The organism is Chryseobacterium sp. Chry.R1, assembly GCF_039645525.1.
In the GTDB taxonomy this organism is placed as follows: Bacteria; Bacteroidota; Bacteroidia; order Flavobacteriales; family Weeksellaceae; genus Chryseobacterium; species Chryseobacterium proteolyticum.
In genome coordinates this window covers 4,050,185-4,063,754 of record NZ_CP151793.1, presented here as the reverse complement: position 1 = coordinate 4,063,754, position 13,570 = coordinate 4,050,185, and the positions used below count along the sequence as shown (strand labels likewise).

10 protein-coding genes are annotated in these 13,570 nt (G+C 35.4%); 5 read left to right on the top strand and 5 right to left on the bottom strand.

Features of this window, described 5'->3' with window-relative positions:
- Positions 1-86 precede the first annotated feature (86 nt).
- From mltG to pnuC, 4 genes are all read right to left on the bottom strand, one after another.
- Positions 87-1,112 (bottom strand): endolytic transglycosylase MltG, encoded by a 1,026-nt coding sequence (gene mltG / locus AAEU33_RS18145; RefSeq protein ID WP_345989456.1) that lies wholly within the window; start codon positions 1,110-1,112, stop codon positions 87-89.
- A gap of 34 nt (positions 1,113-1,146) precedes the next feature.
- Entirely contained in the window at positions 1,147-1,914 is a 768-nt protein-coding gene (gene dapF / locus AAEU33_RS18140) for a diaminopimelate epimerase (protein ID WP_345989454.1), read from the bottom strand.
- Positions 1,915-2,006: 92 nt separating this feature from the next.
- Positions 2,007-2,633, bottom strand: coding sequence for a hypothetical protein (locus AAEU33_RS18135; RefSeq protein ID WP_345989452.1), 627 nt, complete (start codon positions 2,631-2,633; stop codon positions 2,007-2,009).
- On the bottom strand, positions 2,630-3,307 hold the full coding sequence (gene pnuC, locus AAEU33_RS18130) for a nicotinamide riboside transporter PnuC (protein WP_345989450.1): 678 nt from the start codon (positions 3,305-3,307) through the stop codon (positions 2,630-2,632). Before pnuC ends, AAEU33_RS18135 begins: the two co-directional genes overlap by 4 nt.
- 177 nt (positions 3,308-3,484) lie before the next feature.
- On the opposite strand from pnuC, the gene AAEU33_RS18125 reads away from it, so the two are divergent.
- The 4 genes from AAEU33_RS18125 to AAEU33_RS18110 all read left to right on the top strand — a co-directional run bounded on the left by AAEU33_RS18125 (position 3,485) and on the right by AAEU33_RS18110 (position 8,940).
- Positions 3,485-5,014 (top strand): amino acid permease, encoded by a 1,530-nt coding sequence (locus AAEU33_RS18125; protein WP_273647541.1) that lies wholly within the window; start codon positions 3,485-3,487, stop codon positions 5,012-5,014.
- A 75-nt stretch (positions 5,015-5,089) separates the two neighbouring features.
- Entirely contained in the window at positions 5,090-6,100 is a 1,011-nt protein-coding gene (locus tag AAEU33_RS18120) for a glycosyl hydrolase (RefSeq protein WP_345989448.1), read from the top strand.
- 272 nt (positions 6,101-6,372) lie between these two features.
- The gene (gene hemN, locus AAEU33_RS18115) at positions 6,373-7,731 is read left to right on the top strand and encodes an oxygen-independent coproporphyrinogen III oxidase (protein ID WP_172277832.1); all 1,359 of its coding nucleotides are present in this window, start codon (positions 6,373-6,375) and stop codon (positions 7,729-7,731) included.
- A 3-nt stretch (positions 7,732-7,734) separates the two neighbouring features.
- Positions 7,735-8,940, top strand: a complete 1,206-nt coding sequence (locus AAEU33_RS18110; RefSeq protein WP_345989445.1) for a hypothetical protein — start codon at positions 7,735-7,737, stop codon at positions 8,938-8,940.
- Between the two features lie 23 nt (positions 8,941-8,963).
- Here the strand turns inward: AAEU33_RS18110 and AAEU33_RS18105 are convergent, their stop codons facing one another.
- Entirely contained in the window at positions 8,964-10,328 is a 1,365-nt protein-coding gene (locus tag AAEU33_RS18105) for a PQQ-dependent sugar dehydrogenase (protein ID WP_345989443.1), read from the bottom strand.
- A gap of 217 nt (positions 10,329-10,545) precedes the next feature.
- Here AAEU33_RS18105 and secD point away from each other — a divergent pair, with 217 nt between their 5' ends.
- Positions 10,546-13,440 (top strand): protein translocase subunit SecD, encoded by a 2,895-nt coding sequence (secD, locus tag AAEU33_RS18100; protein ID WP_345989441.1) that lies wholly within the window; start codon positions 10,546-10,548, stop codon positions 13,438-13,440.
- The last annotated feature ends 130 nt before the right edge of the window (positions 13,441-13,570 follow it).

The following is a 13,570-nucleotide window of genomic DNA, read 5'->3' as shown; positions in this document are numbered from 1 at the left end:
ATTAATTTATTGTTTGTAATAGATATGTCGCTTTTTAAGGCTGGATGTTAATTATGAAATTGTTAAAATAAAGTTAAATTTGCTTTTTATTTTATATTTTTTGAATTAAGCCAGTTTTGATAAGCTTTTGCATTAATTGCATGCTCTTCAGCACTTGCCGTGAATTTGTGATAGCCAAACCTTGCCGGATCAGCGCACATATATATATAATTGTTGTTTTCTGCGTTAAGCACAGCATCTACAGAGTTCTTATCTACAATACATATCGGGCCGGGAGGAATACCGGGATTAGCGTATGTATTGTAAGGAGAGGGCGTAGACAGATGTTTATATAAAACCCTTTTGATTGGCTCTTTAAAATTTGTCTGCTTATTAATAGCATAGATCACCGTAGGATCAGATTGTAATTTCATTCCTTTTCTGTATCGGTTTAAATATAGTCCTGCGATAGTTTTCATTTCATCTTTTTTTCCACCGGATTCTTTATATACAATAGAGGCAAGTGCATAAATCTGATCTCTTGTTAGCCCGGACTGCTGTTCTTTGTTTTTTCTTTCACTTGTCCAGAAACCATTATATTGGTCCTCAAATCTTTTAAAAAAATCTTTAGGACTTACTGTCCAGAAAAAGTTATATGAATCGATAAAAAAATACTTTTTCAGGTCTTCGGCGCTGGTATATCCTTTTTCAGTTGCAATCGTATTGAAATCTTTTACAAATCTGAGTGAATCTAGCTCCGTTTTTTTTGTGACTTTACCGATCATTTGATACATATCACCAAAATCTCCTATTCTAAAGGTATTCTCAGTCTGGTTTCCTGCTTTGATCATATTGACAATATTCGTATTTCCTGTTCCATTCTGGATGTGGTAACGACCCGGTTTGAGATGTTGTTCCAGATCCTTATCCTTTGCTACTCTTTCAAACGACTCTTTATTTTGTATATACGGTCCAATAGAATCAAGTACCTGCTTAAAGCTTGCTCCATGAGGGATTAAAACATATCCTTCTTTTTCTACGTTGTTACCGTAATATGTATTATAAAATCTTAACCCAAAAAATCCTGCTACCGCTACAACAAGCAGTATGATAATGAGAATAGTTTTTTTCATTATTTAATAGTTGATTAAAAGTTGTCTGTTTTTTTTAAACCAAGTCAACCTTACCTCTAAAAACTTGTTTTGCCGGTCCTTCCAACCAAATATTCTGGAAAGAATTTCCGTTTTTTTCAGCATACACTTTAAGGTTTCCACCTAAAGTTTTAACTTTTACAGAGATTAGATTGTTTTTTTGTAGAAAGGTTAAAGCAGATGCAGTAACTCCTGTTCCACAACTGTATGTTTCATCCTCAACGCCTCGTTCATAGGTTCTTACGAAAATTTCATCATCGGTAATTTTTTCAACAAAATTGACGTTGATGCCTTTTTCTTTATAGTTTTCTGAATTTCTGATCCCGTTTCCTTCTGCAAAAACATTGTAGGTAACCAAATCTTCGACGTATTTTACATAATGTGGAGATCCGGTATCCATTACAGAATCTGCTCCGTCATTGGAAATGTCGGTAACATCGATCATTTTTAATTTGATGATACCATTATGGATTTCTGCTTCATGTTCTCCATCTATAGCAATAAATTTACATTTGGCTTCAAAGATATCAAGGAAAAAAGCAAACGCAACAAGACATCTACCACCATTTCCACACATGGTACTTTCTCCACCATCGGAATTGTAATACACCATTTTGAAATCATACTTTTCGTCATTTTCCAAAAGAATAAGACCATCTGCTCCAATTCCAAAACGTCGGTCGCAAAGCTTTGCGATAATTGCTTTGTCTTTTGGAAATTGCAGATCTCTGTTATCTACCATTACGAAATCGTTTCCAGTGCCTTGATATTTATAAAATTCCATACTTTCTTTACATTAAAATAAACAAACAAAATTAGTATATTAAAATAAAAAACGGGCAGTAAATACTGCCCGTTTTTTATTATTTAGAATGATTATCTTCTGAATCCGCTTCCGCCTGATCGATTAGAGTTATCTTGCTGAGTATTATTACTTCTAAATCCACTTCCGTTATTTGTATTTATTGTACTATTAGAGTTGGATGAACTGTTACTTCTGAAACCGCTGTTATTTTGAGGTCTTTGAGTATTTTGCTGAGGAACATTTCTATATCCGCTGCCCTGATTGCTCTGACTATTGGAGTTGTTATTTCTGAAACCGCTATTTCCGTTGTTTCTGTTATTATATCCGTTATTGTTATTGTAATTACTATTGTTATAATTACTGTTATTGGTACGCGTATTTTGTAATCCGTTATTAGGTCTCTGAGAAGTAATTGTAGAGCTTCTTCTTTCTACATAAACCCTTCTTCTGTTATTATTGTTCCCATAGTAATAATAAGGAGCACCGTTATCGTAATAATAATTTATATCATTTCTATAGTAATATCCATCATTGCCATAATATCCGCCACTTCCGTAGTATCCTGATGGAGCATAATAATACCCGTTATTATAATACGGATCTCCATAACCACCAGCATATCCGTCAGAATATGCCAAACAAGAAGTTAAACTAACTATAGTGAAAAAACTAAACGTTAATTTTAATAAATTTTTCATGACTTTATCTTTCTTTTTTCTTTATAACTTTTTTTCCATTTGACGAATCCTATGATCGCCATTATAGTAAATACCAAATATTGAACCGAAGTGATTCCAAGTCCTTTAAAAATCATCATAGGCATGCAAATAAAATCTCCGATGATCCAGAAAATCCAGTTCTCAATGCGTTGTTTAGCCATAAACCACATGCCTACTAAAAAAATGGATGTGGTAAATACATCAAGCCAATTTGCCCAATCAAGATGATACAATCCTAAATTAGCACCTGCCATGGAAAAATGATTATCTATGTAAGGCTTGTAATAATATATAAAAGTAACGAGTAGTAAGCTAACTGCAAACAGGATGCTGGCAAAGATCCATTCTTTTTTGGTTGCCCATGAAACTTCCACATGAACATTATCTTCTGAATTTTTTGCCCATAAAACCCATCCATAAATACTCATAGCAGTGTAGTAGATGTTGATCATACAATCGCCCAGCAATCCAAAGTTAAAAAGAATATAAACATAAATAAGGGTCGAAATAATACCAGTGGGGTATACCCAAATATTTTTTTTGATGGAGAAATAGACACTGAGAATGCCGAAAAAAGTTCCTGCGCTTTCCAGCATAATTTGTAAGGTTGTATAGTCTTCATACGGTTTTACAAAGAGGTCATATAGGTTCATATGTTCAAATGTGTTCAAAAATAAGCAAAAATTCAATATTGATGAAAAATGAGTTGAATGGTATGTTAATCAGTTTTTTATATCCTTAAATATAAATTTAATAATGAAAGTTTGTCAATAATTGTTAGTATTTGTAAATTTTTTATACTTTCGTAAATCTTAAATAAACAATAAAATATGTCAAAAATTTGGGTTAAGAAACCAATGAGCGCTTATGAAGCTGATATTAAGAAAAGTGAGCTGAAACGCGTTTTAGGAAAATGGAGTCTTACAGCTATTGGAATCGGAGCAATTATCGGAGGAGGAATTTTTGTACTTACCGGGACAGGAGCTTATTATAATGCAGGACCTGCATTAGCACTTTCCTTTGTAATTGCAGGAATTGCCTGTGTATTTGCAGCTTTATGTTATGCTGAATTTGCTTCCATACTTCCTGTAGAAGGTTCGGCTTATGCTTATGCTTATGGAACAGTAGGGGAAATTTTTGCCTGGATTATCGGGTGGGGATTGATTTTAGAATATGCAATGGGATCTATGACGGTCGCCGTATCCTGGTCCGGTTATTTTGGAAAACTCCTTAAAATGTTCGGATTGCATTTGCCTACATGGCTTACTACTGACCCCCAGACTTATTGGGCAGCCGGAAATTCCGGTTTTTCTATGAACTTACCTGCATTTTTGATTGTATTATTTGTTATATCTATTTTGGTGAGAGGAACAAAGGGAGCTGCAAAAGCGAATAACTTTATTGTAATGCTTAAGGTGTCAGCAATCATTTTTGTTATTATTGCCGGTATTTTCTTTATCAATACGGATAACTGGGTTCCTTTCATTCCTGAAGCGACTACTATTACTGAAAATGGGGTTTCCCATTCTGCGTATGGTATAGGAGGGGTTGTTGCTGGAGCTTCTGCAATTTTCTTTGCTTATGTAGGATTCGATGCGGTGTCGACTCAGGCAGGAGAGGCAATCAATCCCAAAAAAGATGTTCCTTTTGCTATTATTGCTTCTTTGATCATTTGTACACTTTTATATATATTGGTGTCTCTTGTATTAACGGGTATGATGCATTATACGGATTTCAATCCTTTAGGGAAATATCCTGATGCGATCAAAGCTCCTGTTGCCTATGCATTTGATATTGCTGGTCAGGCCTGGGCTGGTTACATCATTACAATTGCAGCAACTGTTGGATTGATTTCAGTATTGATGGTAATGATCATGGGACAATCAAGAATTTTCCTTGGAATGTCTAAAGATGGATTGATCCCAGCAACTTTTTCAAAAGTAAATCCAAAAACAGGAGTGCCAACCAAGAACTTAATTATCTTGGGAATTTTAATTTCTGTAGTTGCCTCTTTAACACCGATCAATGATCTTGCTCACATGACGAGCTTCGGGACTTTATTTGCTTTCACGATGGTTTGTGTAGCTGTTTGGGTGTTGAGGGTTAAAGAACCTAATCTGCAGAGAAACTTTAAAGTTCCGGCATTGCCATTAATCGCTTGTCTTGGAATTTTAATTAATGTTTATCTGATTTTTAATTTAAGTAGAGAGGCTAAAATGTATTCTTTCGCATGGTTGATCATCGGATTTATTATTTACTTCCTTTATAGTAAAAGAAATTCCAAATTACAAAACGGAGGGTACGGAGAAACCTTTAAGGCAGAACAAGAGCCACTGGAAAAACCTGATCTAGATTTGTAAGAATAAAAATAAAAATAAAAAATCCACAGAATGTTGTGGATTTTTTATTTTTGTCTTTCACCAAATTAAATTTTTATGAAAAATATTCTAGCATGTGTATTTTGTTTTTTGGGAATATTGACATTTTCCCAGGAAGTAAACATGGAAACAATTTTTAATGATAAAATTAGCATAAGAGCGCTCCAGGTCTGGGATCATAAAATCTGGTATGCAGGTACGGATTCCAAATTTGGTTTTGTTGATCTTAAAAATTTTAAAAATCAAAAACAGATTTCATTATCGGATCAGAAGTTAGAGTTCAGAACATTGGCTCAGAACAATAATGATTTTTATGCTATTAATGTTGGAAGTCCTGCTTATTTCTTTAAAATTGATAAAAAGGATATGCAGTCAAAAACAGTGTATAAGGATACGGTGAAAACTGCATTTTATGATGCTTTACACTTTGTGGATGATCATCTTGCTTTTACTTTCAGTGATTCGGATTCAAGTAATCGCCTTAAATTGGTTGCTTTTAAAAATGGGAAATGGGATTTGCTAAAGAATGAAATTTCATTAAACAGTGGGGAAGCAGCTTTTGCAGCAAGTAATACAAACATTGCTTCAACTAAAAAATACATGTGGATCGCAACAGGAGGTAAAGCTTCCCGAATTCTGAGGTTAGATCTTAAAACGGAGAAGTTTGATGTTTTTACTACACCATTTATTCAGGGTGAGCCATCGCAGGGAATGTATTCTATAGATTTTTATGATGACCGGTTTGGAGTTGCAGTCGGAGGAGATTATACCAAACAGAAAGAGAACATCAATAACATAGCGACGACTAATGACGGGGGAAAAACCTGGCAGATTCAGGCGTCAGGTGCGAACGCAGGCTATACTACCTGTGTAAAAATTAGACCGGGATCCAAAGGAAAAGAAATGATAGCAGTAGGAGATCAGCATATCAGTTATTCTTCAGATTTTGGAAAAACTTGGAGGAAAATTTCTGATGAAAAAAACTTATACGTGTGTGAGTGGGTTGATCAAAATTCTGTTGCCTTTGCGGGTAAAGACAAGATCCAGCTGATGAAATTAAAATTTTAAATTTTTGGTATAGAGGATATCTGTAGTTTTATTACCCATTATTATTTTCTTCGGTATACCTTTGAGTGATTTTGGATACAATTAGGTTATTGAATATTTTAAGGCTTTATTTTTTGTATTTAGAGCCTGTGAAGGGTATTTAGACTGATTATAAATTTCGAAAACAAACCCTAATATAATTCATGATTTAAAATTCATAAGTTATAGCTAATTTTGCAGAATGAAATTCTTATGTGAATTTTATTCAATTTATAAAAATTTAAAATTTTTAGATGAACTCTTTAATCGATAAATATAATATTCCCGGACCACGTTACACGTCTTATCCTACTGTTCCATATTGGGACGAAAGCACCTTTTCTCCTGAAAAATGGAAGGAGAGTGTGGTAAGATCTTTCCATGAAAGTAACTCAGGTGAGGGAATTTCTATTTATATCCATTTGCCGTTTTGTGAAGCATTATGTACTTTCTGTGCATGTCATAAACGTATTACAAAGCAGCATAGTGTTGAGACACCTTATCTTGAAAGTGTTTTAAAAGAGTGGAAGCTTTATCTTGAGCTTTTTGATGAAAAACCTAAATTAAAAGAACTTCATTTAGGAGGGGGAACGCCTACTTTTTTTTCTCCTAAGAATTTAAAGACATTGCTGGAAGGAATATTTGCTACGGTAGATATTGCAGAACATCCCGAGTTTTCATTTGAAGGACATCCCAATAATACAACAAGAGAGCATCTTCAGACTTTGTATGATCTTGGCTTCCGACGAGTAAGTTTCGGCGTGCAGGATTACGATCCGAAAGTTCAGAAAGCAATCAACAGGATCCAGCCTTTTGAAAAAGTAAAGGAAGTAACCGAATTAGCCCGTGAGATAGGATATGGAGGAATAAGCCACGATTTGGTTTTTGGACTGCCTCACCAGCATTGGGATGCAATGGAATACACGATCCGTAAAACACTGGAACTGAAGCCTGACAGACTGGCTTTTTATTCCTATGCGCATGTTCCGTGGGTAAAAGGAGTAGGACAGAGAGGTTTTGATGAAAATGACCTGCCAAGCGGAGAGGAAAAAAGAAAACTCTACGAAGATGGTAAAAGCTTATTGCAGGAACTTGGATATATAGAGGTTGGGATGGATCATTTTGCCCTGGAGCATGATGACCTTTATCAGTCTTTAATTCAGAAAAAGCTGCATAGGAATTTTATGGGATATACTTCAAGCAAAACGCAATTGATGGTGGGACTTGGAATGTCTTCAATTTCAGATTCCTGGTATGCTTTCGCTCAAAATGTAAAAACGGTTGAAGAATACCAGAAAATCGTTGAAGAAGGAGAGATCCCGGTGGTAAAGGGTCACATCCTTAATCACGAAGATTTAATTGTAAGAAGACATATTTTGAACCTTATGTGTCAGCTGGAAACGACATGGGATATCCAAAACTCTTTCCCGGAACTGGAAAATGCTTTGGAGATGCTTAAGGAAATGGAAAGAGATGAACTCGTTGAAATCAGAGATCATCAGATCAAGATTACAGAAAAGGGAAGAGCGTTTACAAGAAATGTAGCCATGGTGTTTGATCTTAGAATGATGCGAAATAAACCTGAAACCAGGATTTTCTCTATGACTATTTAATAGATGAATAGAAAAGTTCTTTTCATTATTATCTATACATATGCACTTGTTTTTAGTGTCTTAAAAACGATAAGGTTTCCGAATCAATGGTCCGTTGCTCACTGGATGCTCGATTATAGATTCGGGTTTATAAAAAGAGGATTTGCCGGAGGTTTTTTGGGATTATTTGTAGAGAAAAATGAACAGAAAATATTTGTTTTATCTGTTTTTATAATATTGTTGCTATATGGATTGTTGTTGTTTATGGCTAGTAAAGAAACAATCCGTAACAAAGGAGATGTTTACACTCTCGTATTTTATCTGACCTTTTTTTTATCTCAATATATCATATTTACGGCCCATCTTATAGGGTACCTGGATCATATCATCTTTTTGCTAACCATTTTAGTTATATGGCTTCTCAGGAAGAAAAAGATTCTGCTGGCATCATTAGTTGCTTCTATTAGCATTCTTATACATGAGGTTTCATTTTTCCTGATGCTCCCTATCTGTTGCTTTGCTTTGGTGGTGGATGGAGTAAGGGGAGGAGGAATTTCTTTCAAAGACACTTTAAATTCCCATTTAATAAAGAGGATCAGCTTCTTTCTTATATTACCGCTTGCTGTTACTTTTGGAGTGTCAGCCTACCAGGAAATGAGCGGGTCAAACTATCATAAAATGATTTTTAATTATCTGGATCATTTAGAATTTATAAACGCAAAAGTTGCCGATTCTGTAGCATCTGCTTATACTGTAAAATTTACAGACTATATACAAGATGAGAGTCCGCATTTCTTTCAAAGGATATTTGTTTCCAAATGCTCAATATTTTTTGGGATTCCCATTCTCTTTATGATGTATGTTGTTTACAGGAAGTTTGAAAAGGCCAACAAGTATCTTTTGCTATTGTTTGCTATTGTTATTCTAATTCCCTTAGGACTTCATGCTATTGCCTATGACACTTACAGGATATGGTCATTTCCTTTCATGATTTTGTTTCTGGGTTATTGGATTCTCAGTTCCGGGTACAATGTTTCAGTCGATGTTTCTGAAAAATTATCCTTACCTGAAATTTTGCTTGCTGTTCTTGCAATTGCATTGGTATCGTTAGTTCCGAGTCAATTACTGGATGATGAAGTGGAGCGTTTTTCTTTAGTTCAAAGGCTGCTGATTTTAATTCCACTTCTAGCTTTAGGAACTGCGTGTTTTTATAAGAAAGCCCCAATGTAATGATATTGAGGCTTTCGTTAACATTATTGAATAATTAGCTTTTGACTATAGGATTTTAATTCTCCTGACTTTAAATTGATGTAGTATACTCCCGGGCTAAGACCTGAAATATCAATACTGTTATCATTACCAATTTTTAGCTGATTCATTAGCCTGCCTTCAGAGTTAATGATCTCTACTGAAAGTTTCTGGTCTTTAATACCGTCAATGAATACTTTTTTAGAAGCAGGATTTGGATATACCTTTATTTTAGCTAAATTATTATTTTCCTGTGTTGAGAGTGTTCCGCTTGTAATTTTGTAAATCTTTCCGCTATTAACACCGGCAACATAGAGACCATTCTGGTTATCTTGTCCAAAAGTTGAGAAACCATTTCCAGAGTAGGATGTCGTCCATGTTATGGAATTATCAGAGCTCAACATTCCGATCTGGTTGGAGCAATAATCTGCGAAAAAATATTTTCCCTGTAATGCAGGGTAAAGAGTTCCACGGTAAACATAACCTCCAGTTATAGAGCATTTTCCACCAGAGTGGTCATATACGGCAACCGGAAAAGTCATTGTCGAAGCAGCTGCACATCCACCGATATTATAGGCCGTATTTCCTTCATAACATCTCCATCCATAATTAATTCCGGCCTGGGTAATCGGATTTTTGTTGATTTCTTCAATCTGTCCCTGACCCACATCTGCAATCATGGCATTTCCTGTGGTGAGATCAAAGGAAAACTTCCAGGCGTTCCGAAGGCCATATGCCCATATTTCATCAGCTCCATCTATACCCACAAATGGATTGTCAGGAGGTATATTATAGGCATTGGTGGAGTTAATATCGAGGCGCAGCATTTTACCCAGCAGTGAGTTTTTATTTTGTGCATTATTGTTGGGGTCTCCACCGCTACCTCCGTCTCCGGTTACCATCCATAATTTGCCGTCAGGCGCAAAATGAATGCTTCCTCCATTATGATTATCGAAAGGCTTTGGGATATTGAGTATTATTTTTTCAGAGCTTGCATCGGCTACATTCGGATCAGTGCTGCTTACGGTATATCTGGCAACAGTAATGTTCCCGTTGGTTGCATTGTTGTAATACACAAAGAAATAACCATTTGTTGCATACTGGGGATGGAAAGCCAATCCTAAAAGTCCTCTTTCTCCACCATACAAAACTTTGCTGCTAATGTTTAAGAAGTTAGTCGCATTAATAGTCCCGGAAGGTTGAATAATTTTAATGATTCCGTTCTGTTGTACTACGAAAAGCCTGCTATCATTGGCATTTGTAATTTCGACCGGACTCGTGAGCCCGGTGGCAAATTCTACCAGATTAATTGTCTGGGAATTAAGAAATAGGGAAGAAAAAATCCCTATCACAAAAAGTAAAATTTTCATAATATTTTGATATTTAGTGTATTGTATTCATAATGAAAATTTCATACCAATTAAACTTTATAAACTTCATTAAAATAAGCTTTTAAAATTGATAAATCTTAAATGGAAGTCATATTGTCGATATATCTGAAAATAAACCATTTCTGTTATTGAAAGTTCATAAAATATAAAGAAAATCATTATATTTGCCGACTTAATTTAACGTAGTTATAACAAAATGCAAGGAAAAGGACTTATTACAATTGTTGCTATTGTACTGGGGTTGATTTGCTTAAATGAGCTTATACCAACCTGGTACGCCAGCAAAATTGAATCGCAGATTGAAGCTGCGAACGGAAACGAGAAAGAGATCAAGCGAATAAAGGAAGATACTCTTAATCTTGGTTATACGAAGCTTTATTATTCTAAAGCGAAAGACAAAGAAATGAAACTTGGTCTTGACTTGAAAGGAGGGATCAACGTTCTTTTGGAGATCAACCAAAGAGATTTGGTGAGTGATTTAACGAATTACTCTTCTAATCCTGTTCTAATCGAAGCTTTAAATAAAACTGATGAGGTTCAGAAGAATTCTACTAAATCTTATGTAGATAATTTTTTCGATCAGTTTGATGCCATAAACAAAGCAAAAGGAACCAATCTTAAACTTGCAGATCCGGAAATATTCGGAAACACTAATCTTACTGAGATTAAGTATAATACTACTGATGAGCAGGTAAAAAGTATCGTTAAAAGAAGAATTGATGCTTCTGTAGGTACTGCTTTTGAGGTTATCAGAACCAGAATTGATAAAATGGGGGCTGTACAGCCGAATGTTCAGAGAGTACCGGGAACAGCGAGAATTTCTGTTGAAATGCCTGGTATGAAAGACATCGATAAAGTAAAGGAAATGCTTCAGACTTCAGCAAAACTTCAGTTTTGGGAAGTACAGCAGGTTCCTGAAATTGCACCTTATTTTCAGACTTTAACAAGTGTGGTTGCAGCAAAAGGAGATTCTATGGGAGTTGCAAAGAATGTGAACTTCATGAACCTTTTACATTTAGACAAGTTAAGAACCAACGGAGTTGCTAACATTAAATTGTCTGATACTGCAGTTGTAAATAAAATTTTAAACAGCAAAGTGGCTCAGGCATTACGTCCGGCTAACATTAAATATACCCAATTCATGTGGGGGTACAAACCAGAAGCTACAGATGCTGAGAGCCTTGTATTGTATGCCATAAGAGGAAACATCAACCAAAAAGCACCAGTAGACGGAGCTGTTGAAACTGCTAACATCAGCTATGATGAGCTGGGAAGAGTAGTAGTTGATATGCAGATGGATTCTAAAGGGGCTAAAGAATGGAAAACATTAACAGAGAAAAACGTTAATAAACCGGTTGCTGTAACTCTTGATAACAGAGTATATACTGCCCCGAACGTAGTAAATGCTATTCCTAACGGTAGAACTCAGATCTCCGGTAACTTCTCTCAGGAAGAAGCTAAAGAACTGGTAGACGTTTTAGGAGCAGGTAAATTACCGGCAGGAGCTAAAGTAGTTCAGGCTACACAGGTAGGACCGTCTCTAGGACAGGAATCTATTAATGCAGGGATGATTTCATTCGCTATTGCATTTTTAATCATCATCGTTTATATCATTTTCTATTATGGTGGTGCGGGAGTGTACGCTGTAATTGCAATGGTTATTAACTTATTCTACATTTTCGGAATTATGGATTCCGGAGACTTTACGCTTACTCTTCCAGGTATTGCAGGTATCGTTCTTACAATGGCAATGGCCGTGGATACGAACGTAATTATCTACGAAAGAACCAAAGAAGAACTATTTGCCGGAAAAAGTATCTTGGAGGCCTACAAAGATGGTTTCAAACATGCATTAAATGCCATTATTGATGGTCACTCGACAACATTCCTAACGGCAGTGGTGTTATTCTTCTTCGGAACGGGACCTATTAAAGGATTTGCTTTAACACTAATGATTGGTATTGCAATGACTTTATTTACTTCTGTATTGCTTTCAAGAGTAATGATCTTCAACAGACTGAATAAAGGAAAACACCTTTCTGTATGGACAGCTCCGACAAAAAATCTGTTCAGAAATACGTGGATTGATTTTATTGGGAAAAGAAAATATGCGTATATCATTTCTGCTATATTAACTGTTATCTGCATCGGATCTATTGCAACTCAAGGATTTAAGTATGGAATTGACTTCACTGGTGGTAGAAACTACGTGGTAAGGTTTGATAAAGATGTTAATGCTGAAGATATCGAACAGAATCTGGTAAAAATGTTTAAAACAGAAGATGGTAAGAACTCTTCTGTTGAGGCTAAGACCTTTGGTAACTCTAAACAATTGAAAATCTCTACAGATTACCTTATTGATGATGAATCGCTTAAGGCTGACCAGACTGTTGAGCAAAAATTATATGAAGGATTAAAAGGGAATTTACCGACTAATATTTCACTTCACGATTTTAAATCTGCGGATAAAGACCATGCCGGAATTATCTCTTCTGAGAAAGTAGGTCCTACTGTAGCAGATGACATCAAAACCCACGGTATTCTTGCAGTTGTTGCTGCTTTAGGAGGTATCTTTATCTATATCCTTATCAGATTTAGAAAATGGCAATTCTCTCTGGGTGCTGTTGCTGCATTGTTCCACGATGCGATTATCATTCTGGGAGCTTATTCATTGCTGCATAAATTCATGCCTTTCAATATGGAAATCAACCAGGATTTCATTGCTGCAATCCTTACCGTATTAGGGTACTCAATCAATGACACCGTGATTATCTTCGATAGAATCAGGGAATATTTGAGAGAGAAGAAATCTTTAACATTGGCAGGTTTATTTGATGATTCAATTTCAAGTACATTGGGTAGAACATTCAATACCTCATTTACAACAATCCTTGTAATTTTAGCAATCTTTATCTTTGGTGGAGATAATCTGAGAGGATTTATGTTTGCGATGCTAATTGGTATTGGTTTCGGTACCTATTCATCCATATTTGTTGCTTCGGCTATTGCTTATGACTTCCTTAAGTCAGGGAAAGAAGAAGGAGTACATGGAAAAACGACTTCGAATAAAGAAGTCCTTGCTTCAAAATAATTATACTACAATAAATAAAAAAATAGCCTTTCATTTCGAAAGGCTATTTTTTTATTGGTTTAAATCTAAGGAAAGAAAATTGTTTGAATAATTAAATGTTAAGCTGTAAATCCGACCTACTATTCAATCC